The organism is Parahaliea mediterranea (assembly GCF_003402235.1).
GTDB lineage: Bacteria > Pseudomonadota > Gammaproteobacteria > Pseudomonadales > Halieaceae > Parahaliea > Parahaliea mediterranea.
Window position 1 is genome coordinate 560,135 of record NZ_QEWO01000004.1, and the last position, 24,776, is coordinate 584,910.

Genomic DNA, 24,776 nt, shown 5'->3' on the forward strand with positions numbered 1-24,776 from the left:
CCCCTCAGAAAGTCAGTATGACGTTGAGCAACAGGGAGTAGGGATCCTCCTCCCCGTACAGATCATTAAAGCCCTGGCCAGACAGCAGCTGCGCGTAGGACAGCCGCGCCACCACGTTCTGGCTCATAAAGGGCCGCCAGATCAGCGCGGCGGAGAGATCAAGGCCGATCTCCTCGTCCACGTTGGCCTGCTGCCGCGCAACCTCCAGCACCTCGGTTTCGGCGAAGGCCAGGTAGTTGGCGTTAAACGACAGGCGCAGCTCCGGCAGCAGGTCCAGGTCGACACCGGCCCCCGCCAGCCAGAGGCCGGGGTTGGTGAAGTTGGACTGGCCGTGCTCTTTGGAAGAGCGCAAATCCGGCAGCACCGCGTTGCGCTGCGACAAGGCCACCCGGCCACCGCCAATCAGCGGCACGCCCTGGCGAATCCAGTAGCTGGTGTCGGCGCCGGCAAACTGCGGGTTTTCGAAGATGGCGGCGTAGCCCTGGCTCTTGTCATCGAAGGGGTCGTCGTCGCCGCTGGCGAACAGGAAGGAGCCGCGCAGGCGAATCCAGTCCAGGTCGATGCCAGGCTCAGCAGCAAAGAAGAAGGCTTCGATATCCGAATCCTGCCCGGTGAACACGCCGCCCTGCTCTTCACCGAAGGCGGCGTAGGCGGACACGGTCAGGTTCAGGCGACCAAAGTGGCCGTCGCCGTTGTAGCCCACGTAGTAAACGTCGTAGTCGCGCATGCGCTCCTGGCCGAGGGAGGCCGGGCGCTGGATGAAGTCGTTGGTATCGTAGAAGAACTCGTCTTCCCGGCTGCGGTTGTAGGCCAGGGTGGCCTGGGAGAAAAAGCCGAGTTTGGGCATGTCCTGCCAGTAGACGTTGGCGAAGAACACGTCGTTGTCGCGCAAATCCTCGCTGACATCGTTCAGGCCCGAGTTGGTGTCTTTCTCCAGCAGGCGGAACCAGGCCAGGTTGTACTGGAAGCGGTTGTTGCTGCGGGTGCCGAACAGGCGCGCGCCCAGCTGGGCATCCTGGAACAGAAAGCCACGGAAGTCGCTGGAGAAGGGCTGGATGCCCACCCGCAGGCTGTCGAAGTCGTAGCGGTCGGACACGTTGCGCAAATGCTTGTCGACAAAGGCGGCCTGGATGCCCACGTGGTTGTCGTTGCGGGTAATGCCATCGCCCGGGTCGGCGTTCACGCCGGTGATTTCTTCCAACTCGGTGTAGTTGTAGTTGAACACCGGGGTAAAGCGGATTTCCCAGTCCGGGGGCCGGAACACGGTGTCGCCCTGGTAGTACACCAGTTCCACTGCCAGGTTTTCGTTGAACAGGGCCTGCTCGGTGGCGCCCAGCACATCCAGCGAGCCGGCGCCATCGGTGGACTGCACGCCCACCGGCGTGGGCACCTCGCGGAACTCCACCACCGTGTCGGAAATGGCCGTCACGTTGAAAAACCAGTCGCCGTGCACCGGCTTGTCGCCCTTGATCGTGTTCTGGTTGTAAGGATCCCACCAGCGGTTGGGGTAGCCCTCGGGGTCGAGGCTGTCCACAATGCGCCAGCGATCGGGAATGGGCACCAGCGCCACGTAGTCCTCGGCGGTGGGCCGGGGGATGTTGGTGTAACGGCGCGGCACCACGTTGCGCTGCACTGCCACCGGCCGCTCGCGCAGCACCTCGCCGGTTTCCTGATCCACCACCACTTCGCGGTATTCGCAGTCGCGGTTGGAGCCCCCGGCGCGGCGCCGGGAGCTGCGGCCGCGGTCGCGCACGTCCTTGTCGTCGCAGGCCACCAGGGCCGGGTCTTCCTCGGGCTGGGCCTGGGCGCCCGCCCCCAGCAGCAGGCTGGCACTGGCGGCCAGCGCCAGCGATGGCAGCCAGCGCAGCAGGGCGGCGGCGGGAGAGGGGCGGAACCGGTTCACGCGATAGGCATCCATGGCATCACTTCCCTGAACACACTTGCTGTTCATCGCTGTCGATGTAAGGGGTCTGCGGGCACTGGACATAGCGCAGCCGCTCGCCGGCCGGGCTCAGGCGATCGGCGCGTATTTCCGGTGGTGCGTTGTTGATGGCACCGCCCAGGGCAAGGCCGGCCTCGTGCACGCCGAGGAAGGAAATCATGTCATCCTGGTCGATACCGTCACCGGAAACACCGATGCCGCCCACCAGGGTGCTGCCGCGGTAGATCGGCACGCTGCCGGGGAAAATCTGGGTGCCGTTGGCAATGCGCGGCGCCGCCGACTCAACACAGTTGGGGCCAACGTCAGGCGCATCCGCCCCGGCGGCAAACAGCACATGCTGCAGGATTTTGTTCAGCGACAGGTCCAGCTGCATGCCGCTGGAAAACACACTCCACTCGTTATTGGCGAAGGATTTGCTGAAGGGGCCGTTGGGGTTGCCGCGAATACCGTCCGGGTAAAAGGGCCGCGACAGGTTGCCGCCGGCCCGGTCGGAGAAGGCAGTGCCATCGGTCAGGGCCTGGGGGCCGATAAAGGTCTGGGCGGCGTCCACATAGTCGGGGATAAGCACCTGGGCCTTGGGTTGCAGGTTTGCATCCACGTAGGTGGTGGGCGTGGTAATACCGCGGAAAAACGCCGCCGCATCCGGCGACGAGAAAATCGTTGCCGTGCGCGCCTTCTGCAGCGAGACATCCGCGCCGAACACCGGCGCATCGCGGGTGCGCAGCATGCCGAGGATCTCACCCTGGCTATCGACAATGGAAACAGTCACCCGCGCCTGGCTGCCCACCGGGCGGCGAATCTGCGCCCGGGCGCGATTGGCCACGGTAATGGCAGAACGCAGCAGTTGGCGCACTTCGGCGGCACTGAGCGCGGCGCCACCCAACTGGGCGCTGTCGGTGCCGGCCCGCGGCGGGAAGCGGTTGTTGTTGCCCTGGTCGACAAACACGAAGGCGTCCAGGTCGGCAAAGTCCGTCGCCGGGCGGATGCCGGAGCCAGGCCTGCCAAAGGCGGTGCCGGCAATAATCTGGTTGCGGCTGTAGCCTCGCACCGCCACCAGGCCACCGGCGCCGGTCAGGCTGTCGTAGGCCGGTGCCTGTTCTGGGTCTTCCGGCAGGTCGCCAAAGTCGACATCACTGAAGCGGAAGGTTTTGCCCTCCACGGTAATCCGATCGGCCCGCCGGTCCACTGGGGCGGCATAGCCGAAGGTAGCGGCAAAGGCGATCTGTTCGTCAATATCGCGATCGGTGTCGAGGATGTTTTTGTCAATGCTGTAACGGCCGTCGGCAATCACGCCCACGCCGCCCACCGCGGTGCCATTCTTGTACAGCGGGAAGCCACCCGGGTCCGCCGACAGCCCCAGCGGCGAGCGCTGCGGGCCAACCGTGGCGGTCTGCGGCAGGGTTACGGGAGCCGCCGGTACCGCGGTCTGCGGGCCGGTGGCGGCCAGGGTAAAGTCGGAACAGGCCAGCTGGCTGAACTGCACCCCGAACAGGGGGCCGGAGGGCTGGTTCTCTTCGCCCGGGTTGAAGTGCTCCTGCACGATCTGGTTGGCGGTGCGGGTGGAGAAGGCGTTGCCCTCGCTGGAGAGGTAGGCGCCGGTCACCGCCTTGGCGATGGCGGCCAGGGCATCACCATTGGTATTGGCCGGCAGCACCACGCCTTCCAGGCCGGTGCTCACGGTGGTCGGGAAGGTGGTGCTGATGGTGACGGCCGGGCCGCTACCCGCCATGCGGTGTACCGCCAGCACGTTGCCCACCCGGTCCACCACCGCAATGGTGGATTGCACACCCAGGGCGCGGGACTGGGCAATGCCCCGGGCCAGCACCTGCTTGACATCGGCCACCGTCAGCCAGTTTTCCTCACCGGCGCACTGGCCGGTGCAGGGGGTATCGTCCTCGTCGCGGTCGGGCGAGGCGCCGGCGTTACTACCGCCACCGCCACCCCCGCCACAGGCGCTGAGGGTCAGGGTCAGACACAGGCCAACAATCCGCCAGTTCATCGTCACTCTCCTTGTTGCCCGTCCGGCGCCGGCGGCGCTGGCTGGCCGTGGTCCGGGGGCATCATGCCCGCGTGGGAGGCCGGCATGTCACGCACCTGCACAGACAGACTGCCATCACGCTGGTGGAAGGCGTGGCAACCCACGCAACCCACGGTGGTCAGCCCTTTGTCTTCGGCGTGACAGGCCAGGCAATTATCGGCACCAGGCATCAGAATATCCCGGGCGTCGTCCGATTGACTGGCCTCGTGGCAGGCCTCACAGACTTCCGTCGACTCATCCCAAGCTAAGCTCAGGTGGCTGGTATGGTCAAACACGCCCTTGGGATACCAGTCGCCGGTAATCCGGATGGGCTGCACGTACCAGCGGTCGAAAATGCCGCTGGCGCCGGTGTCCATCACCTCGTGGCAGGTGATGCAGCCGGTCTGTTCAAACTGGTACTGGGCCTCTTTCAGGGCCTCGGCGCGCCCGCACTCCAGGCCGGTGCCCTCGCAGCTGGCGGCGGCGTAGCGCTTGCCGGGCACCCGGCGCGGTTTCTGGCCGGCGCGCTCGGCGCGCAGCTGCGGGTCGGTAAACTCGCGGATGAAGTGGGCCTCCATGGCGGTGATGGCCGCCCGCAAATCGCCATGGGGCAGTTCCAGATCCGGGTCGAACACATCAAAACTCAGGCCGTGACAGCTGCGGCAGTGGGCATCCATGGCAATGGGCTCGAAGTGCTCGCCATCGTCCTTGGGCGTGTGGCAGGACGCGCAGACCAGGGCGTCGCCGGTGGATTCGTCCTGCACTTTGTCCACATCCAGGTGCACGGCGTGGGTGAATTTTAGGTTGGAGCGCTCCTGCAAATCGGGGTCGCCAAGGCGCACCCGCTCCACTTCCCAGCCGTGGGCGCCACCGGGGCCCTGGGGCGTGAGCAGGCCCAGGCGAAACTCCGGGTGCTCGCTGGCGGTGAAGGCGGTCACCGCCTCCATGCCTTCGGCGGCCGGCCAGTCCGCCGGCACGGCGTGGCAGTCCACGCACAGGCCGTTGTCCAGCCGCACCAGGCGTTCGGGCTCGTTGTGTTCCCGGTGGCAGCTGGCGCAGCGCTCACCGGCGAAGGCCTCTGCCGGGTGCAGGGCAATGTCCACGTGCTCGGTCATGCCCCGGTGGCAGTCCAGGCAGGCGGCGTCTTGCACCATCACAAAGGGAGTGGTGTGGCAGGCCTGGCAATCCTCGGAGACACCGCTGGTATCGTGGGCTGCCACCAGCGGCCCGCTGGACCACAGGCCGTCATCCGGCAGGGGGGAGCTGCGCAGGGTGTCCGCCAGCTCCGGCTTGAATACTCCCACCAGGGGCAGAATGAGGCAGGTGGCCAGCACCAGCAGGGCCAGCGCCCAGCTCAGGCGGCGGTTGGTGAACAGCGTCGGGCGCAGCTCCATGGCCCCGCCGAAACTGGCCTTGACCGGGCCAACCCGGCGCACCAGCAGGCCGAGCTCAAAGCCGCTGGGGGCCTCGAACAGGCTGAGTTCGTAACCGCCAACGCCCAGCACCTGGCCCGGCGCCAGGCTGGCCTTGCGCAGGTTTTTATCATCCAGCTGGAATTCCATGCCCTTGGCCACCACCTGGGCACCACCCTTGGATGGCTTCAGCTGGAGGCTGCCCGGCAGGCCCGGCAGCAGCACCATGGCATCGGCGCTGCCAAGGGTCAGCTCGCTGCCCTGATACTCGTTTTCCAGGGCTTCGCCGCTGCCGCGGCCGGTTTGTCGTCTAACCAGGAAATACACGGCCGCTACCAGTAAATGAACACGGAGAAGATATGGATCAGCAGCGCCACCAGCAGCGCCACCGTGAGGGGAATGTGCACAAACAGCCACACCCGGATCAGGCCCCGCAGGCGAATTTCACGCCGCAGCAGATTGAGGATGACCCGGCGCCGGCCGAACAGGGCAAGCAGCTCGTTCAGGACCTCCGCCTGGGACTGCTTGCGGGCGTCGGGGATGCGCTCGGACAGGGCCTTGACGATCACCCCCTGCTCCGCGTTGCCCACCGGCTTGCTTTGCCCCGGCAGGATGATGCGTGAATGGTCCCGCGCCGTCAGCTGGCGCCAGGACGAGCCGCCAAGGGCAGTCAAATCCAGGGCCGACAGGGCCATCGCCTGCAGCTCCGCATCGCAGGCCTCCACCGTGTCGCGAATGGTGCTGTCCAGCTCACCCAGCTCTTCCAGCCAGGCATCGCGGTCTTTGCCCGCGTTGTTCGCGGCCAGCCGCCCCGGCAGGTGGATGTACACGTAAAGCCCGTAAAAGCCGGAGAAAATCACCGCGCACATCAGCGCGTAGGCCAGGGTGTGCACGTTCCAGCCCACCTGGGCGGCACTGTGCAAAGTGGCCACCACCAACAGCACGGCCCCCAGGTAGACATGGGCAGATGTCCAACCCTGCACGGTCCCCAGGGTTGAGCTGTAGCGCCGCTTGCGCACCCCCAGCACGCTGAGCCACACAATCAGCAGGGCGCCAATGGTGCCCAGCACATAGCCCTGCCAGGTGCCGCCGTTGGGCGGCTGGGCAGCGCTGCCGCCCTGGCTCAGGTAGAGGGCGATGGACACCAGCCCCAGCACCAGGGCCCATTTGCCATAGCGAAAACCGCGCCAGGCCAGCAGCGAAATGTGCATCAGTGGCCCTCCACCAGTTCACCAAATTGCTCGGGCGACAGGCGCACCGCGGCCCCGGTTGGGCAGGCGCGCACGCAGGCCGGGCCGCCCTTGCGCCCCATGCAGGCGTCGCATTTCACCGCCTTTTTGCCGGCGTCCTTGGCCGCGGCACTGGGGGTAAAGTGCTCCGGCTCGCCGGGGCCCGAGCCGCTGCCCAGCAGCAGCCAGGACAACAGCCCGGGTTTCTTCGGCGCGGCGTAGCTGAGTTTGATGGCGTTGTAGGGGCAGTTGGTTTCGCAGTTGCCACAGCCAATGCAGCTGTCGGAGATAAACACCTCGCCGTTGGCAGAGCGGCGGATGGCGTCCGGCGGGCAGTCCTTCATGCAGTGGGGCAGCTCGCAGTGACGGCAGGAGATGGGCACGTGCAGCCCGGCCAGGGAGGCCCCCGCCTCGCGGTCCAGCCGCGAAATACCATTGTGGGTTTCGGCGCAGGCCTTTTCGCAGTTGTCGCAGCCCACGCAAAGCGTCTCGTCGATCACCAGTGCGTTGGTGGCTTCGCCCAGGCCCTCGCCCATCAAAAAGCCAATGGCGCGGGCCGCCTGCGGCTGGGACGCCATGCGGTTGGATTTGCGCAGCACGTCAGACAGCCGCCCCTGCAGGGTGGCCACATGGTCTGGCTGGCTGCCCACCAGGGCCAGAAACTCCGGCCGCCGTATCAGGATGGTTTCGGTACGCACCGCCGCAGTGGCGGTGTCGCGGCGCCGCGGCGCGCCCATCAGGGCCATCTGCCCCACCAGTTCCCCGGAATGATTCTGGTTGACCACTAGGTTGGCGCCGCCACGGGTCAGCATCACGGTGCCGCTGCGAATCAGGTGCAGGCAGTCGCCCTCTTCCCCTTCGCTGAACAGCACCTGCCCGGCCTTGAACTGGCAGGTTTCGACCCGCCCGGCAATGTCACCCAGCTCCGCCAGCGACAGCTGGGGCCGGAAGGCGGCCTGCAGGGCGCGCATGATGAAGACCCGGTCGATACCGCTGCTGACCTCCTTGTTGGAGTTCATCAGCTTGACCATGATGCGGCGCGGCGTCTCAATCAGGATGGCGTCTTGCGACACCACCGCATCGCCCTGCCGCGGGCGCCCGGATATCAGGCTCATCTCGCCAAAGAACTGGCCGGGCTTAATGGTGTGCCAGGGGCCGTCCTGCTCCAGTTGCAGCTGCACCTCGCCCTCCACCAGGGTGTAGAAGGTGGTGCTGAACTCGCCGTGGCGGTACAGGGGCTCGCCCGCGGCAACAAACGCGGTGGAGCGCTCTCCGCCCTGGGGCGCGCGGGCCAGCTCCGCCGGCGGCAGGCTGACAATGATGCGGCTTTCGATGATCAGCTCGCGGAAGGCCAGGGGGTTCATGCGCCGGAACATGGGCACCCGCTGCTGGTACAGGTCCAGCACGTCCTCGGCGTCCATCACATAGGGCAGGCCCGAGAACTGATCCTGCAGCAGGGGGTAGTCGGCGGGCTTGGTGTCTTTGCCGTGGATGAACTCCACCACGTCGTAGCCCTGGTTCATCGCCTGTTTGATCAGCGGATAGCCGCCGAGGGCGCCGATGATGTACAACCCGGGCACGTTGCTTTGATAGTGGCGGTCGACATCCGGCACCGCCTCCGGGTTGTCGCTGGTAATGACGATGCCGCAGGACTCCACAAACTTGCGCGGCGGCACGGTGCCAAGGCGGGCGATGATGCGGTGGCACTCAATGCGCTCTTCACCGGAGGGCGTGTTGAGCACAATGGCGCCGGCGGCGCCGGGGGCAGCTGGCATCTCAAGGCGCGCCACGCCGCTTTCGTAGCGGCAGTAGAAGGGGCGGTTCTTGTCGTTGATGGCAGCCAGAACAGCATTCAGGTTGCCGTCTTTGGCGCGGCTGAATTCGTTGCGCCGGTTGACGATGTAAACCTTGTTGTAATCCGACAGGGCGATGGCGTTCTCGATGGCCGCGTCACCGGCACCGATCACCACAATGGTTTCGCCCTTGAAGTCTTCCGGGTCATCCAGGGTGTAGCGCACAAAGTCGGATTCGGCATCGCCGGGCACGCCGAGGGCGCGCGGATTGCCCTGGGTGCCGATGGAGAACACGATGTGCTCCGCCTCCACCGCATCACCGCTGCCGAGCTTGAGCCGGAAGTTGCCCTTCTCGCCCTCAATGCCCACCACTTCGCTGTCGTAGCGAATGTTGATGCCGGCGGCCAGGGCCTCCTCCCACACCCCGAGAATTTCCTCGCGCTTGCCGGCGGTAAAACCCACCTCGCTGCGCAAATCCAGAAAGCCCGGCTCGTCCATGACGTGCTTGCCTTTCTGGTACTTCTGGATGGTTTTGGCGAAGGTGTTGAAACCTTCCAGCAGGATATAGCTGGGCTCGCTGGCACCCGCCTCCCGATCGTAATGGGCGGCGCGGCCAGCGGCAGACAGGCCCGCGGGCCCCGCTCCAACTACGGCTATGTGGTACCGCTTTGACACGGCTCTTCCCCGGCAGCAATTTGCGTTATAGCGGGTGGCATCCTGCCCCCTTTCGCGTTCAGTTCCCTTGCCCTGCAGGTGGCCTTGCCGCCTGCGGGCGCTTGTACTTTTTTGTCACGGCGCCACGCTGGCCGCCGTGTCCCTACGTGTCAACCCCGCTGCGCCTGGGGCGCGCGGCGGCGTATTGCCCCACCCTCAGGAGGGAAGGGCAACAAAAAAGAAATCGCCGACTTCGTCGCCGGCCCGCTTGATCGCCTTGAACTCCGGCGCCAGCTCCGGCTGGCGGCTTTCCAGCTTCTCGATCATATCCAGGTACAGGGCCGGGGCGGTGAGCACGGCGTCGTTGCTCTGCAACACTTCAATAAAGGCATCGGCAAACACCGAGCTGCGCGCATTGTCGGTGGCCGGCAGGGGGCAGTCCTTGCCAGAGGTCATTAACAGGCGCGCCCGGTTGGGAAAGCGCAGGCTCACATAGGCCTCGCTGTTGAGCTGGGCGGCGCTGCTGGCCAGCAGGAAGGCGGGGTTATCTGCCAGCAGGCCGGCAAAGGATGAGTCCGCCACAACCATGATGCGCTTGGCCGGCAGGCGTGCCAGGTGGGAGCTGATCTGGGAGGTGGGCACCCAGTAGGTGTCATCCGGCGGTGGCTCGGAGTTGACCGGCAGCCAGTAACCCACTTCGTAATTGCCGCTTTCGCGGCGATTGCCCCAGCCGGTGTAGTAGATCAGCAGGTTGTCTTCCGGCGTCAACTCACTGTTCATCTGGTTCAGGGCCCGCAACAGCGAGGCGTCGTCGCCATTGGTGACCATCTTGACCTGGAAACCATAGCGGTTGCGCAGCACCTCACCGACCCGCTGGGCGTCGGATACCGAGGTGGCGAGTTTGTCGAGGTAGGTGTAATCGCCATTGCCAATCACCAGGGCATAGTAGCGGCCAAAATTCTTGCCCTGCAGGTTGACCGGCTCGGGGGTGGCGAGGTCTTCACGCAGCGCCGGGGCCTGCGCGGCGGGCGCTGCGCCACTGGCCGCAGGAGCGCCGGTGGCTGCCACCGCAGTGGGCAGTGGCTGGCGGCTGCCGCTGGCCCGGGCGTCTTCCAGCTCGCGCTCAAGGCGGGCCTTTTCCTCCGCCGCCTGCACGGCTGCTGCGGTGGCAGACGCGGTAACCGCGGCCACCGCCTGTTCCTGCCTCTCGGTGTACATCTCGGCCTGGGCGATCAGCGCCTTCTGGGCGTCGGAGCGGTAAACCAGGCTGTCGTCGGTAATGCCCCAGGCGGCGCGATACCAGTTGAGGGCGGTCTGCTTGTCCTGGGGCACGCCCTTGCCCATTTCATACAGTGTGCCCAGGTTGAACTGGGCGCCCTTGTGGCCCTGCTCGGCGGCGCGCTGGTACCACAGGGCGGCCACCTCAAAGTTGGGCTCGGTGCCAAGGCCCTGCTCGAAAATCTCGCCCACGGTATTTTGCGCCTCGGCGTCACCCTCCTCGGCGGCGGGGAGCCAGACCTTGAGTGCGGTCTTGTAGTTGGCGCGGTCGTAGGCAACGTATTCACCACCGCGAATGCGGCAGTCCTGGGCGGTGGTCTGCACCGGGCGGCGGGGCGTCATGTAGGTGGTATTGCCGAGCTGGCGAACCTGCCCGGGCAGCAGGCAGTCGACGATGTAGAGATCCTTGACCTCGGCGCCTTCCGGTATCGCCGCGACATCGGCGGTGGGCTGGCCACCACAGGCGGACAACAGCACAGCCAAACACGCCCCTGGCGCCAGAACCCGCGCTTTTAGCATTTTTATTCTCCCCACAACGAGCGGCAGGGAGCTCGTGGCTATAATTCCCTTCATGAGCTCACGCCGAACATTCCCTTTCTCTAGCAGAAACAGTAGTCCAACTGGGACGACCCGACAACTGCTGAAGTCGGTATTCGTCACACTTCCACTGTTTTTTGTCGCGGCCTGTGAACACATTCCCACCCCCGCGCAGCTGGCCCGGCACTACCAGCTTGAGGCCACCTGGCTGCAGGGCGGCGACTTCGAACTGCTCAGCCTGGCCCGCCCCGGCGCGCTGGAAGGCCGGCGCCTGCACATCTACCTGGGCGGCGACGGCCAGCCCTGGCAGGGCACCCAGCCGGCGCACAACCCCACCGGGCGGCGCAGCATGGCGCTGGATTTACTGCAGCAGGACACCGCGCCCGCCCTGTACCTGGGCCGCCCCTGCTACCACCTGGGCACGATGCCAGCCGGCTGTACCGCCAACCTGTGGACCGCCGGCCGCTACTCCCACACGGTGATCGACAGCATGAACACAGCCCTGCAGGGTCTGCTGCGGGGCCATCCGAATATCGAAGAAGTGGTGCTGATCGGCTATAGCGGCGGCGGCAATCTCGCGGTGTTGCTGGCGCCGCGGCTGCGCCCGGGCGTTGCCGTAGCGGTGCTGACAGTTGCCGCCAACCTCGACACCGATGCCTGGATTGCCCACCACCGCGTGCTGCCGCTTGCCGACTCGCTGAACCCGGCCGGGACCGCCAGCACCGGCGCAGGCGAAGCCCACCTGCAGGGCGAGCAGGACAAGATCGTGCCGCCCGCCACCACCCGCGCCTATTTCCAGCAGCACCCGGCAGCCCGCGCCATCCCCCTGGCGGGCTTTGACCACCGCTGCTGCTGGGTAGGCCAGTGGCCACAGCTGCTGGCACTGGCGCCGCAGGCCCAGCGCTAGTTGGCGGGTTACCAGCCCGTTACAAACGCGTTACAGATTGGCGAAAACATTACGACAAAATGGCAACACTCAGGCTACGGGGTGGCGCCCGCCTGTTCGCCCTCCAGGCGCTGGCGCAACTCTGCCAGCGCCTCGTGATTGGCCAGGTATTCGTTGTCCTGGTAGGACTGCAGCATGCTGAGCAGGTATTCGCGCTGGCGCGCCGACTGCAGGGTGGGCTCCAGCGCCACCAGGTGGCCCACCAGCTGGTCGAGTCCCTCTTCCGCCTCGGCATTGCGCGGGTGCAGGTCGTAGGCCTGCAGGAAGTAGCGCGAGGCGCCGTCCCAGTCGCCAATGGCGGCGGATTTGTTCCCCAGCTCCATGTCGCTGCGAAACTGCTGCTGCACAGCAGCCGGCAGTTCATCGAAGGGCACCGCCGGCCCCTCCCCCTGGCTCGCCTTCCAGGCCAGCCCGGCGGAGGTCAAGGCCAGCACGCCCACCAGGGCCAGCAGGCTCCGGTTGCGGCGACTGGTGCCGGAAAATTCCCGCAGGAAGACATCCGCCGAAGGGGTGCGCTTGTCCTGGGGCAGCCGGATGGCATGGGAAATGGCCTTCCACTGGTGGCGCTTGATCTGCTTGATGGGCTGGGGGGTCAGCCCTTCCTCGTAGGCTTCCAGCGCGGTGCGCCCGCCATAGGGGTGCACACCGGCAAACAGCTGGTAGGCCACCAGGCCCAGGGCGTAAACGTCGTCCGCCGGGTGCGGCGGCCGCCCCTGCAGCATTTCCAGCGAGGCGTAGCGCGGGGTCAGCGCGCCCAGTTCGCCGGCGTCGAAGCTGTCCTTGTTCAGCTCGGTATCCACAATACGGGCGATACCGAAGTCCAGAATCTTGATCCGGCCATCCACGGTCACAAAGACGTTGTCCGGCTTAAAGTCCGAGTGGACCATGCCCTGCCGGCGGGCGTAGGCGAGGCCAGAGGCCATCTCTGTCACCAGCCTGGCCACCGAGGGGCGCTTGCCCTCGGCGAATTCCAGCGAGGTCCAACCCGATAGCGGCGCGCCCTGCAGGTATTCCATGGTCATGTAGACCTGGTCGCCGTCGCGGTCGAAGTCGTACACCGTCACCACATTGGGGTGGGCCAGCTGCTGGGACTTCTTCGCCTCACGCTGCAGGCTGATCAGGGCCTTGGGGTGGCGGCTGAACTCCGCCGACAGGAACTTGATGGCCACATAGGGCTCGTCGTCCTGGGCCTCCTGCTTGCGCAAATCGAGGGCCTTGTACACGTGGCCCATGCCGCCCTTGCCCAGGCGCGCCTCCAGCACGAAGCGGTCCTTGATAACCACCTGCTCCAGCGGGTCGGCGGACTCACCGGCCGCCGCCAGGCCGTCCACCACGGTGGCGTCCAGCATGACAGTTTCCGCCTCGGCGGCGGCCTGCTCGTCGGCGCTGAGCAGTTCGGTGGCGGGCAGGTCGGTTTCAAACTCGGGGTTGGCAATGCGCTCCGGACGCACGTACACCGTCTCCGCCGCCGCGGCCTCTTCCCGCGCGCGCTCGGCGGCTTCGTCATCCAGCAGAACGGTTTTGTCGACGTCGAGGGAGGCGATGTTTTTCTTGTCGGGATGCTCGGCCATGGTTCAGGTGATTGCGGTCACTGGTGGCCCATGTATAGAAGATAGCGCCGCGAATGTATAGGAAAATGCCGCAAAACCGGCAACAGGTCACGCTGGTGGCGCTGGATGCGCAGGCCGGCACCGCCCGACTGGCCGGCAGGCGACAGCCCGGGCGAGCCTCAGTCGATGGCCGCCAGGGCCTCTTCCAGCCGGGTCACGGCAATCACCTCCATGCCTTTGACGGCGCTGCGCGGCGCATTGGCCTTGGGCACAATGGCCCGGCGAAAGCCGTGCTTGGCCGCCTCCGACAGGCGCTCCTGGCCGCTGGGCACCGGGCGGATTTCGCCCGACAGACCCACCTCGCCAAAAATCACCATGTCGCGCGGCAGCTGGCGGTCGCGGTAGCTGGACACAATGGCCAGCAGCAGGGCGAGGTCGGCGCTGGTTTCCAGCACCTTCACCCCGCCCACCACATTGGCGAACACATCCTGGTCCCCCACCTGCAGGCCGCCGTGGCGATGCAGCACCGCCAATAGCATGGCCAGGCGGTTCTGCTCCAGGCCCACCGCCACCCGGCGCGGGTTGCCCAGCTGGCTGTCGTCCACCAGGGCCTGGATTTCCACCAGCAGGGGGCGGGTGCCCTCCCACACCACCATCACCGCGCTGCCGGAGGCCGGCTCGGCGCTGCGGTCGAGGAAGATGGCGGAGGGGTTTTTCACTTCTCGCATGCCCTGTTCGGTCATGGCGAACACGCCGAGCTCGTTCACCGCGCCGAAGCGGTTCTTCTGCCCGCGCAGGGTGCGAAAGCGGGAATCGTGGCTGCCCTCCAGCAGAATGGAGCAGTCGATCATGTGCTCCAGCACCTTCGGGCCTGCCAGGGAGCCGTCCTTGGTGACATGCCCCACCAGAAACAGCACCGTGCCGCTCTGCTTGGCAAAGCGGGTGAGCCAGGCAGCGCACTCGCGCACCTGGGACACGCTGCCCGGGGCCGAGGTGATGTCCTCGGAGTGCACCACCTGAATGGAGTCCACCACCAGCACTTTCGGGCGATACTGCTCGGCAGCACCAATAATGGCCTCGACGCTGGTTTCCGACATCAGGCGCAACTTGTCGGTGGGCAGGCCCAGGCGGCGGGCGCGCATGGCCACCTGCTGCAGGCTCTCCTCGCCAGTGATGTACAGGGCCTCCATGCCATTTGCCAGGTGGCACATGGTCTGCAGCAGCAGGGTGCTCTTACCGGCGCCGGGGTTGCCGCCCACCAGAATCGCCGAGCCCGGCACCAGGCCGCCGCCAAGCACACGGTCAAACTCTTCGGCGCCGCTGGAAAAGCGCGGCAGCTCTTCCAGGTCGATGTCGGCCAGCACCCGCGCCTCTGCCAGGGCACCGGCAAAACCCCCGCGGCGGTCGTTGGCGGCCCGCCCGGCGCTACCGCGGGCGGGGCCCAGTTTAATTTCGCTCAGGGTATTCCAGGCGCCGCAGTCGCTGCACTGCCCCTGCCACTTGGCGTAGTCGGAGCCGCAGTCGTTGCAGACAAAGGCGGTTTTGTTTTTGGCCATGACGGGGGAGAATTCCTGCTGTGATTTTCACGCCGGCCGGTTGTGGGCTCACCGGCAAGCTAGGTATGCTACCAGACTTTCCGGAGCCTCCCCGGCACAGCGCAGGGCACCTGTCGCCCAGGCCGGCAGACCCCACCCGCGAACGCAGAACCAGCCACCGACAACCCGCCGCGCCCTTCGGCCGCGGCCACAAGCGAGCCCCCATGACCGATTCCTCCCTCGTCCCCGAACAGCAGCTGGTGTTTTCTCCCGGCCTGGCGGCGACCATCGGGCTGGAAGAAGCCATTCTGCTGCAGCAGCTCCACAATCTGCTGCAGCACCGCAGCCCCACCCTGCGGGACGGCTACGCCTGGCTGGAGGTGGAGCGCCACTTCCTGTTGCGCCTGCTGCCTTTCTGGGAGCCTGCGCAGTTACATCGCATTCTGCGCAGCCTGGTGGACAAGGGGGTGCTGCTGGTGGGCTCGCCCCCCATACACAGTGCCGAGCGCCTGCTGTTTGCCCTCAACGAGCCGGCCAGCACCGGGCATCGCCAGAGTGCCGTCCATTCACGGCCCGGGCCAGCCGGCGCCGATGCTGGCGCGCCGCTACCACGCCGCAGCGCGGCCCCGCTGCCGGCCCACTGGGCCCCCAGCGAAGACCTGCTGCAACTGTTGGCCCTGAACCACAACATACCCCGGCAATTCGCCCTCGACCAACTGGAAGACTTCATCTATTACTGGCGCGAACGCGGCGAGACCCACCACGCCTGGGAAAACAAGTTCCGCCAACACGTGACCGGCGCCTGGCGCCGCCACCAGCAGCAGGCCGGCGAAGCCCAGCGCCCGGCGGAGCCGCCTGCCCTTGACCGCCACTGGCGCCCCAGCGAGGACGCGGTGGAAATCATGACCCGCGGCGGTGTGGACAGGGAATTTATCGAAGAGGCCATTCCCGAGTTCGTACTCTACTGGCGCGAACGCGGCGAACCCCCGGCCACCCTTAACAGCAAGTTCATCCAGCACATCCGCCTGCAGTGGGCGCGCTACAACAACGTGGCCCGCGGCGGCGACCCCACCCCCATCAGCAGCGACTGGCAGCCGGACCGGGATGTGTACGACATCCTGCGCCTGTCCCACATCGACGAGGCCTTTGCCCGCAACCTGATTGGGGAATTCATCGTGTACTGGCGCGACAGTGGCCAGGCCCACACTTCCTGGAACAGCAAGTTCCTGCAACACGTCAAATACCACTGGGCCAGACAGCACCAGGTACAACAGGCGGGACAACACCATGACCGACAACAGCCGGGATCTCATTCAGCGGGTCGCACAAGGGATCGAAGCCTCGCAGACGACCTCAACGACACCTCCTGGGCCAACTGAGGGCGAAACACGCCCGGCCGCGGCGGCGGAGCATATCGAGGCCATCAACCAGGTGTTTGCCCTGTTCCGCCTGAATTACCACAACCAGTACTACGCCGCCTTCCCGGATGCCGAGCAGCTCAAGCAGATCAAAAAGCTGTGGCTGGACTCACTGCGCGACTACCCGGTGGAACAGATCCTGCGCGGCGCCCGCCACGCCATTGAACACAGCGAATACCTGCCCACCCTGAACCGCATGCACGAGTGCTGCCAGGCCGGGCTCGCCGAGTTTGGCCTGCCCTCAACCCGGGACGCCTACGTGGAAGCCTGCAACGCCCGCTCGCCAAAATCCGCCCAGCGCTGGTCGCACCCAGCGGTGTACCTGGCCGGGCGCGACAGCGAATGGTTCTTCCTCGCCAACGAAGCGGAACAGCGAGCGCTGCCGGTGTTTGAGCGCCACTACCGCGACTATTGTGCGCGAGTGATGCGGGGGGAGGAGTTTTCGATTCCACCGGAGCAAACACTGGAGCACCATGAGGCTGAGCCACTTCCGGTTGAGGAGCAACTGGAGCAGTTGAGGAAGTTGCGGGAGGAGACGGGGATTTAGTCGGGGCGCGCACCTCGCTTGCCGAGGCCGAACTATATGCCCTCGAGATTTCCAGTTTAACGCCTTAGTCAGGCCTGCCGGCGACAGGCCGGGGGTCAGGGTGCCCCCCCTGAAGAACCTTTCTAAAGCGAGCGAGGACCGAAGCAGCTAGTAATCCTCATACGACCCCCGCGCTAGATTCTCAAAGCGGGTAAACTGCCCCACGAAGGCCAGCCGGCAGGTGCCGATGGGGCCGTTACGCTGCTTGCCGATGATAATCTCGGCGACGCCCTTGTCCGGGGAATCCTCGTTGTAGACCTCGTCGCGGTAGATGAACATGATCACGTCCGCGTCCTGCTCGATGGCGCCGGACTCGCGCAGGTCGGAGTTCACCGGGCGCTTGTTGGGGCGCTGCTCCAGGGAGCGGTTGAGCTGCGACAGGGCCACCATCGGGCACTGGAATTCCTTGGCAATGGCCTTGAGGTTACGGGAGATTTCAGAGATTTCCGCAGTGCGCCCCTCGGACGAGCCGGCCACCTGCATCAGCTGCAGGTAATCCACCATCACCATGCCCAGCTCGCCATGCTCGCGGGCAATGCGGCGCACCCGGCTGCGCATTTCAGTGGGGGTCAGGGCCGGGGTGTCGTCGATAAACAGCGGCGCGTCCTTGAGCTTGGACACGGCGGCAGACAGCTTGGGCCAGTCCTCCTGCTCCAGCTTGCCGTTGCGGATACGGGTCTGGTCGATCTTGCCGATGGAAGACAGCATACGAATGACCAGCTGCTCGGCGGGCATCTCCATGGAAAAAACCAGGATCGGTTTTTTTTGCCCCAGCACGGCGTTTTCCACCAGGTTCATGGCGAAACTGGTTTTACCCATGGAGGGGCGGCCGGCGACGATGATGAGATCCGACGGCTGCAGGCCCGAGGTCATGCCGTCCAGGTCCACAAAGCCGCTGGACAGGCCGGTGATGTCGCCGCCGGAGGTAAACAGCTCCTCGATGCGCTCGATGGCGGCCTGCAGCAGGGGGTTTACCTCCTTCGGGCCGCCTGACTTGGGGCCGTGCTCGGAGATCTGCATGATGAGGCGCTCGGCCTCGTCGATCAGCTCGTCGGAGCTGCGCCCCTCGGGGTTGAAGCCGCTTTCGGCGATGTCCTGGGCGGCCTCGATCAGCTTGCGCAGGGCGGCTCGCTCGCGCACCACCTTGGCATAGGCGCGAATGTTGGAGGCGCTGGGCGTGTTGCTGGCCAGCTCCGCCAGGTAAGCCACCCCACCGGCAGCATCCAGCTCGCCGGCGGCGGTGAGCTTGTCCGCCACGGTGATGACATCCACCGGCTCCACCGCCTCCGCCAGCTTGGCAATGTGGCGGAAGATCAGCCGGTGGTCGGGGCGGTAGAAGTCGTTGGCGCTGACCGCCTCGGCCACGGCGTCCCAGGCATCACCCGCCAGCAGCAGCCCGCCCAGCACCGACTGCTCGGCCTCGATGGAGTGGGGCTGCATTTTGATGCGGGCGATGTCGCGGTCATAGCCGCCGGCCGCGGCTTCAGACACCGGCTCGGGCGGATAATCGGCCGGGTAGTCGGCGCTGTAATCAGGTTCTGACATGGACGGGCATGGTGGTCTTGGCGATCAACTAGGATCGCACAGAGTAACCAAGTTCGCTTCGGGGATTAAGCGAAAATCGCAAGCTTATTGCGGGCAGGCATAAACGCAGACACCGGCCGCAGCCGGTGTACTGAACAGCTGCCGCCCGACAGGCGCGGGCGGCGGGCAAGGGGTCGGCAGCCTTACTCGGCGACGACGGCGATAGCAACGGTCGCAGTGACGTCGCCGTGCACCTGGATGTCCACCTCGTAGTCGCCCAGCTCGCGCAGGGCGCCTTCGGGCAGGCGCACTTCGGACTTGTCCACTTCGCAACCGGCGGCGGTCAGCGCATCGGCAATGTCGCGGGTGCCGATGGAACCGAACAGTTTGCCCTCTTCGCCGGCGTTGGCGCCGATGGTCACGCCTTCCAGGGCGTTCAGGGCTTCTGCGCGTTTCTCGGCGGCAGCCAGTGCCTCGGCGGCAGCGGCTTCCAGCTCGGCGCGACGGGTTTCGAACTCGGCGATGTTGGCTTCGGTAGCCGGAACCGCTTTGCCCTGGGGAACCAGGTAGTTACGGCCGTAGCCGGCTTTCACGTCAACTTTGTCACCCAGGCCACCCAGGTTGACGATGTTTTCCAGCAAAATGACTTCCATCTTACTTTCCTCTGTCTGCGGGGAGCGAGCTCCCGCTGTTTAAAATTCTGTTTGGCGTCAGGACTTGGCCTGCCAGCGCTGGCGAAAGCGCAGCCAGCTATCGACAATCGCCGCGCCCACTACCGCCAGTTTCACCGGATCCAGGAACAGCCACAGCAGGTAAAACACCGTCAGCATGCCGCTGCCCTGCCCGCGCCACGCCACCCGGGCGTGTACCAGCGCGAGACCGGCAAAGTTGAGCGGGATCAGGCAAATCACCGCCCAGGTTCTGTATTGCACCCCCATACTGGCCAGGGCCAGTGCCGCGAGGGCCAGTGCCAGCGCAACGGCTGGCGGGTAGTACAGGGCCCGGAACTCCGTGGCAAAACCACCCGGGTTGTACAGCGCAGCCTGCCACCAGCGCGCCAGCAGCAGGCAGGCAATGGACAGCAGGCTGGTGGCCGCGCCCATCATGCCGGCAATCTGCACCGCCGTCGGGCGCAACAACTCCACCACCTGGCCGCCACCCTGGGCCGCCAGTTGCTGTTCCAGGCTGGCGAGGAACTGGTCAAAGAACCCCACCATCTGCTGCAGCAGACCCTGCCCGAAGACCAGAAGGCCAAGGCCGGTCAGCGCCCCCAACGGGACACTGGCGAGCACCGCCAGCGGCAGGCTCACCGTGGTGCGCAGCACCAGCGCCAGTATCGCGGTGGACACCAGCAGGGCCAGGGGGCCGCTGTCGCCGAACACGACCAGCAGGGTTCCCGCCGGCAACAGCGCCCACAACAACAACCAGGCGCCCTGACTTGCGCCTTTGCGCAAGGTGACCAGCGCCACCACAGCGGCGCTGATCCAGCACAACATCAGGCTTCCCGCGCCTGCCACTGTAACCAGCAGGGCCTGGAAGCGTCCGCGCATGACAAATTCGGCCAGGGCTTTCATAGCAAGCCCGCCCGAAGGCCCATTGTGGGGCTCAGTGCGGCGCGGCGGATGGGATGCTTACTTGTGTGAGTCCGTGTAGGGCAGCAGGGCCAGAAAGCGCGCGCGCTTCACAGCGGTAGCCAGCTGACGCTGGTACTTGGCCTTGGTGCCGGTAATGCGGCTCGGTACGATCTTGCCGGTTTCAGAGATATAGGCCTTCAGGGTGTCGAGATCCTTGTAGTCGATCTCTTTTACGCCTTCGGCGGTGAAGCGGCAAAACTTACGGCGACGGAAAAAACGTGCCATGGTGAATACTCCTGTCTAAGCTCGGTCGTTACAAAAGAATGGGGCGCTGACAGCCTTACTCGGCGTCGGCCTCTTCACTCTTCTCTTCGGCGGAATCGCTGTTGGCCTTGTCGGCTGCCTGGCGCTCTTCAAAGCGGGTCTTGCGCTCGCGGCTTTCCTTCTCGGCCTTCATGATGAAGGACTCGTCGGTCACAGCCTCGTCGCGGCGGATCACCAGGTTGCGGATCACGGCGTCGTTGTAACGGAAGGTGGTGGTGAGCTCTTCCATCGCGTCGTTGGACGCTTCCACGTTCATCAGCACGTAGTGTGCCTTGTGGATTTTGTTGATGGGGTAAGCCAGCTGGCGGCGGCCCCAATCTTCCAGACGGTGCACGGAGCCGCCGTCTTTCTGGATGGTGTTGGAGTAGCGCTCGATCATGCCGGGCACTTGTTCGGACTGGTCCGGGTGGACCATAAACACGATTTCGTAATGACGCATTGTGTGCTCCTTACGGGTTAATGCCACCCGTCACTCTGGCGAGGCGGTGTGGCAAGGAGATCGGCAGCCCTGGGGCCACCGGGTAAAATTCGAGGCGCGGATTCTACTGGCTTTGCAGGCGGGGTGCAACTGCGTTTACGGCGCCCATTATCGAGAGCAGGCCGGGCATGGACTGGGCGCTGACCCGCCCTGGCGGCCCGGCTCAAGCGCCCAGCAACCGCTGCCTTCTCGCCTCAAACAGGCAGACGCCGGTGGCCACCGACACGTTAAGGCTGCTCACTGAACCCGCCATGGGCAAATGCACGAGGTGGTCACAGGCCTCTCTGGTGAGGCGGCGCATGCCATCGCCCTCGGCCCCCATGATCAGGGCCACGGGGCCGCGCAGGTCGCTCTCGTAGAGCGACTGCTCGGCTTCGCCGGCGGCGCCGTAGAGCCACACGCCGCGCTCCTTCAACGCATCCAGCGTGCGCGCGATGTTGGTAACGCGCACAAAGGGCACCACCTCCGCGGCGCCACAGGCCACTTTGCGGGCGGTGGGGCTGAGGTCGGCACTCTTGTCCTTGGGCACCACCACGGCATCGACGCCGGCGGCATCGGCGCTGCGCAGGCAGGCGCCGAGATTGTGCGGGTCGGTAACGCCATCCAGCACCAGAATGAATACCGGGCTGTCAGCCTCGTCAACGTGCCGCAGCAGGTCCGCCTCTTGCCACAGGTTGGCGCCGTCGCTGTGGTCGGCTAGGGCCTCCGCCACCACGCCCTGGTGGCGGCCGGCGACCAGCTCATCCAGGGCCTTGCGCGGCAGGCGCTGCACGGCAACACCCTGGTTGCGGGCCAGCGCCAGCAGGGCAGCGATGCGCTTGTCTTCCCGCCCCTGCTGCACCAGCAGGCGCTGCACGCTGGCAGCCCGGCGGCGCAGGAGGGCATCGACGGCGTGGATACCATAAATAAACTGCATGACTGGGCTCTATTGCTCGATGGTGACAGTACGGTGGTAACGGTTCGGCGGAAACGGCTCAGTGATGGCGGCGCAAGCCGGTCTTACTCTTGCGAGCTCCGGACTTTTTACCACCCTTGCCCTTGCCGCCATCCTTATTACCCGCCTTGCGCTCGTCATTCCGGCGCTTGTTGCCGGCGGACTTGCGCACCGGCTTGGGGCTGGCGTTCTTTTGCCGCGGCGGCTTGCTGTCGATGATTTCCAGGTCGATCTTCTTGTCGTCCAGATCAACCCGGGCCACCTGCACCTTCACCCGGCTGCCGAGCTTGAACACGCGGCCGCTGCGCTCGCCCACCAGGCGCTGGCGGGCGTTGTCGTACTGGTAGTAGTCACCCGGCAGGGCGCTGACGTGCACCAGACCTTCGATGTAAAGGTCATCCAGCTCCACAAACAGGCCGAAGCTGGTTACCGCCGCCACGGCACCTTCGAAGGTGTCGCCCACGTGGTCCTGCAGGTATTCGCACTTGAGCCAGGCCTGAACATCCCGGGTGGCATCGTCCGCCCGCCGCTCGGTCATGGAGGTGTGCTCGCCGTGCACCGCCATCTGGTGCTCGTCGTAGGGGAAGATGCGCTTGGCCGGTATCGGCTCTGCCCCCTTCACCCGCTGCACCTGCTTGGTCTTTATTTTGGAGCGCACCACGTGGCGCACACCACGATGCACCAGCAGGTCCGCATAGCGGCGGATTGGCGAGGTAAAGTGGGTGTAAGCCGGGTAGTGCAGGCCAAAATGGCCCTCGTTCTCGGGCTGGTACACCGCCTGGCTCAACGAGCGCAGCATCATGGTCTGGATGACCGTGGCATCGTCGCGCTCGGCAATCTGCTGCAGCAGATCCTGGTAGTGCTCCGGCGTCGGCTTGTCGCCGCCGCGCAGCTCCAGCCCCAACTCACCGAGGAAGGAGCGCAGGTTTTCCAGCTTTTCTGCCGTGGGGCCTTCGTGAACCCGATACAGCATGGGCAGGCCGCAATCCTCGAAGAAGCGCGCCGCCGCCACATTGGCGCACAGCATGCACTCCTCAATCAGCTTGTGCGCGTCGTTGCGCACTACTGGCACAATGGCGTCGATTTTGCGCTGTTCATTGAAGAGAATGCGGGTTTCCACCGTCTCGAAATCGATGGCGCCGCGCTCGTCACGCGCCTTGCGCAGCAGTTTGTAGAGCTTGTGCAGGCGCAACAGGTCAGGTACTACGGCCGCATCCACATCCTTGTGCCAACCCTCTTCCAGTACCTCGCCCACCTGGTTGTAGGTCAGGCGGGCATGAGAATGGATGACCGCCTCATAAAACCGGTGGCGCATCAGCTTGCCGCTGCGACTCAACTCCATCTCACAGACCATGGCCAGGCGATCGACCTTCGGCTTCAGGGAACACAGGCCATTGGAGAGCGCCTCGGGCAGCATGGGCACCACCCGCTCAGGGAAGTAGACCGAGTTACCCCGGTTGGCGGCCTCCTCGTCCAGCGCCATGCCCGGGCGCACGTAGTGGGACACATCGGCAATGGCCACCCACAGGCGCCAGCCGCCAATGCGCTTTTCGCAGTACACCGCATCGTCAAAGTCTTTCGCGTCCTCACCGTCGATGGTGACGAAGGCCTTCTTGCGCAGGTCAATCCGGTGGGCCTTGTCCGCCTCCAGCGGCTCGCTCTCCAGCGAACCCGCCTCCTTAAGCACCGCCTCGGGCCATTCAAAGGGAATGCCGTGGGAGCGAATGGCGATGTCGATCTCCAGCCCCGGGTCCATGTGCTCGCCCAGCACCTCCACAATGCGGCCCTTGGCGCCGAGTTTGCGGGTGGGGTAGTCGGTAATGGACGCGGTGACGATCTGGCCGTTTTTCGCCCCGCCCTTCTCCTTGGGCGGGATCAGAATGTGGTTCTGGATGCGGGCGTTGTCGGGAATCACAAAGCCGATACCACTCTCCTCCTGGTAGCGGCCAACAATGCTGCGGTTGCCGCGGTTCAGCACCTCCACCACGCGCCCCTCGGAACGGCCGCGATTGTCGGTACCGGTCACCAGCACCAGGGCCTCATCGCCATCAAACACAAACTGCATCTGGCGGGCACTGAGGTAGATATCGTCCTCATCGCCCAGCGGAATGGCAAAGCCGTATCCGTCGCGATGGCCCTGCACACGGCAGTGAATCAGGTGCAGCTTGTCTACCGGGGCGTAGGCGCCACGGCGGTTCAGCATCAGCTGCCCGTCGCGCTCCATGGCGCGCAGGCGCTTGCGAAGCGCGTCCAGATCGCGCTCTTCATGCAGGCCAAGGCGCTCGGCAACCTGCTCGCGCGACAGCGGCTGGCCCGCATCGGACAGGAGCTCAAGAATAACTTCGCGGCTGGGAATGGGATTGTCGTAAAGCCGGGCCTCGCGCTCGGCGTGGGGGTCGGCAGGCTTGCCTTTTTTGGCCATAGACGGGGGGCCTTCCTGAATTGGGGACATTTCAAACATTTTTTGCCCGGGCAGTATACGCGAGTATTGACAGAGGCGCTTGGCAAAAGTAAAGTGCGCGCCCTCAGGTGGTGAGCAACATCAACTACCCGAGCTGCCCAGGTGGTGAAATTGGTAGACACGCTAGCTTCAGGTGCTAGTGGCTTAACGGCCGTGGAGGTTCAAGTCCTCTCCTGGGCACCATCTTACATATTAAAGCCGAACCCAGTGTTCGGCTTTTTTGTGCCTGCACTAAAGGCCTCGGCTCTACCCCATAAACAATGGGATGGACTCCTCCTCACCCATATTCGGCATCTAAGTGCCAGACTGGAAGTGTTGGAGACCAGTCACGAGAGAGGAGGAGCCCAACATGCAGATTATTCGAGTCGGCGTAGATTTGGCAAAAAACGTCTTTCAGGTTCACGGTGTCGATAGCCGCGAACGACCTGTCTGGCGGAAGAATCTAAAACGAAGCACATGGCTTGCCGAGATACAGCACCGTGTCCCCTCTGGCGCTGAAATCGGGCTTGAAGCCTGTTCTGGCGCGCACCATTGGGGTCGACAACTAATCGCACGCGGTTATCAGGTCAAATTGATAGCCCCGC

The 24,776-nt window shown here is 65.2% G+C and carries 18 protein-coding genes, 1 tRNA gene and 1 pseudogene; 5 read left to right on the forward strand and 15 right to left on the reverse strand.

Going from position 1 to position 24,776, the window contains the following annotated elements; all coding sequences use genetic code 11:
* Nucleotides 1–4: 4 nt before the first annotated feature.
* The 6 genes from DDZ17_RS14755 to DDZ17_RS14780 all read right to left on the reverse strand — a co-directional run bounded on the left by DDZ17_RS14755 (nt 5) and on the right by DDZ17_RS14780 (nt 10,802).
* Nucleotides 5–1,918, reverse strand: coding sequence for a hypothetical protein (locus DDZ17_RS14755; protein WP_116367713.1), 1,914 nt, complete (start codon nt 1,916–1,918; stop codon nt 5–7).
* 4 nt (nt 1,919–1,922) lie between these two features.
* Nucleotides 1,923–3,941 carry a heme-binding protein gene (locus DDZ17_RS14760; RefSeq protein WP_116367714.1) on the reverse strand — a complete coding sequence of 673 codons (2,019 nt, stop codon included), beginning with the start codon at nt 3,939–3,941 and terminating at the stop codon, nt 1,923–1,925.
* 2 nt (nt 3,942–3,943) lie between these two features.
* A complete protein-coding gene (locus DDZ17_RS14765; RefSeq protein WP_116367715.1) occupies nt 3,944–5,698 on the reverse strand; it encodes a cytochrome c3 family protein in 1,755 nt (584 codons plus the stop codon).
* 5 nt (nt 5,699–5,703) lie between these two features.
* Nucleotides 5,704–6,582, reverse strand: a complete 879-nt coding sequence (locus DDZ17_RS14770; RefSeq protein WP_116367716.1) for a hypothetical protein — start codon at nt 6,580–6,582, stop codon at nt 5,704–5,706.
* Nucleotides 6,582–9,068, reverse strand: coding sequence for a cyclic nucleotide-binding domain-containing protein (locus DDZ17_RS14775; RefSeq protein ID WP_116367717.1), 2,487 nt, complete (start codon nt 9,066–9,068; stop codon nt 6,582–6,584). The genes DDZ17_RS14770 and DDZ17_RS14775 overlap by 1 nt, the downstream gene beginning before the upstream one ends.
* A 195-nt stretch (nt 9,069–9,263) precedes the next feature.
* Nucleotides 9,264–10,802, reverse strand: a complete 1,539-nt coding sequence (locus DDZ17_RS14780; protein ID WP_241505907.1) for a caspase family protein — start codon at nt 10,800–10,802, stop codon at nt 9,264–9,266.
* Between the two features lie 94 nt (nt 10,803–10,896).
* Here DDZ17_RS14780 and DDZ17_RS14785 point away from each other — a divergent pair, with 94 nt between their 5' ends.
* Nucleotides 10,897–11,769, forward strand: a complete 873-nt coding sequence (locus DDZ17_RS14785; protein WP_116367719.1) for an alpha/beta fold hydrolase — start codon at nt 10,897–10,899, stop codon at nt 11,767–11,769.
* Nucleotides 11,770–11,843: 74 nt separating this feature from the next.
* Here the strand turns inward: DDZ17_RS14785 and DDZ17_RS14790 are convergent, their stop codons facing one another.
* Both DDZ17_RS14790 and radA read right to left on the reverse strand, forming a co-directional pair.
* Nucleotides 11,844–13,379, reverse strand: a complete 1,536-nt coding sequence (locus DDZ17_RS14790) for a serine/threonine-protein kinase (protein WP_116367720.1) — start codon at nt 13,377–13,379, stop codon at nt 11,844–11,846.
* 158 nt (nt 13,380–13,537) lie between these two features.
* Nucleotides 13,538–14,914, reverse strand: a complete 1,377-nt coding sequence (radA, locus tag DDZ17_RS14795; RefSeq protein ID WP_116367721.1) for a DNA repair protein RadA — start codon at nt 14,912–14,914, stop codon at nt 13,538–13,540.
* A 203-nt stretch (nt 14,915–15,117) separates the two neighbouring features.
* Between radA and DDZ17_RS14800 the strand changes: the two genes are divergently transcribed.
* Nucleotides 15,118–16,272 (forward strand): DnaT-like ssDNA-binding domain-containing protein, encoded by a 1,155-nt coding sequence (locus DDZ17_RS14800; protein ID WP_116367722.1) that lies wholly within the window; start codon nt 15,118–15,120, stop codon nt 16,270–16,272.
* The gene (locus DDZ17_RS22450; RefSeq protein ID WP_157976665.1) at nt 16,181–16,858 is read left to right on the forward strand and encodes a replication protein P; all 678 of its coding nucleotides are present in this window, start codon (nt 16,181–16,183) and stop codon (nt 16,856–16,858) included. The genes DDZ17_RS14800 and DDZ17_RS22450 overlap by 92 nt, the downstream gene beginning before the upstream one ends.
* Nucleotides 16,859–17,005: 147 nt before the next feature.
* Here the strand turns inward: DDZ17_RS22450 and dnaB are convergent, their stop codons facing one another.
* From dnaB to rnr, 7 genes are all read right to left on the reverse strand, one after another.
* Nucleotides 17,006–18,442, reverse strand: a complete 1,437-nt coding sequence (gene dnaB, locus DDZ17_RS14810) for a replicative DNA helicase (RefSeq protein WP_116367723.1) — start codon at nt 18,440–18,442, stop codon at nt 17,006–17,008.
* A 182-nt stretch (nt 18,443–18,624) separates the two neighbouring features.
* Nucleotides 18,625–19,074 carry a 50S ribosomal protein L9 gene (gene rplI, locus DDZ17_RS14815; RefSeq protein ID WP_116367724.1) on the reverse strand — a complete coding sequence of 150 codons (450 nt, stop codon included), beginning with the start codon at nt 19,072–19,074 and terminating at the stop codon, nt 18,625–18,627.
* A 57-nt stretch (nt 19,075–19,131) separates the two neighbouring features.
* Nucleotides 19,132–19,995 carry a hypothetical protein gene (locus tag DDZ17_RS14820; RefSeq protein ID WP_116367725.1) on the reverse strand — a complete coding sequence of 288 codons (864 nt, stop codon included), beginning with the start codon at nt 19,993–19,995 and terminating at the stop codon, nt 19,132–19,134.
* A 57-nt stretch (nt 19,996–20,052) separates the two neighbouring features.
* Entirely contained in the window at nt 20,053–20,280 is a 228-nt protein-coding gene (gene rpsR / locus DDZ17_RS14825; RefSeq protein ID WP_116367726.1) for a 30S ribosomal protein S18, read from the reverse strand.
* A gap of 55 nt (nt 20,281–20,335) precedes the next feature.
* Complete coding sequence (gene rpsF, locus DDZ17_RS14830) at nt 20,336–20,758, reverse strand: 30S ribosomal protein S6 (RefSeq protein ID WP_116367727.1); 423 nt, start codon at nt 20,756–20,758, stop codon at nt 20,336–20,338.
* Between the two features lie 202 nt (nt 20,759–20,960).
* Nucleotides 20,961–21,713: a 23S rRNA (guanosine(2251)-2'-O)-methyltransferase RlmB gene (gene rlmB, locus DDZ17_RS14835; RefSeq protein WP_116367728.1), complete on the reverse strand. Its 753-nt coding sequence runs from the start codon at nt 21,711–21,713 to the stop codon at nt 20,961–20,963.
* A gap of 58 nt (nt 21,714–21,771) precedes the next feature.
* The gene (gene rnr / locus DDZ17_RS14840) at nt 21,772–24,153 is read right to left on the reverse strand and encodes a ribonuclease R (protein WP_116367729.1); all 2,382 of its coding nucleotides are present in this window, start codon (nt 24,151–24,153) and stop codon (nt 21,772–21,774) included.
* A 135-nt stretch (nt 24,154–24,288) separates the two neighbouring features.
* Here rnr and DDZ17_RS14845 point away from each other — a divergent pair.
* Both DDZ17_RS14845 and DDZ17_RS22730 read left to right on the forward strand, forming a co-directional pair.
* Nucleotides 24,289–24,375, forward strand: a tRNA-Leu gene (locus tag DDZ17_RS14845).
* Nucleotides 24,376–24,541: 166 nt separating this feature from the next.
* Nucleotides 24,542–24,776: pseudogene (locus DDZ17_RS22730) on the forward strand (IS110 family transposase); the annotation flags it as partial.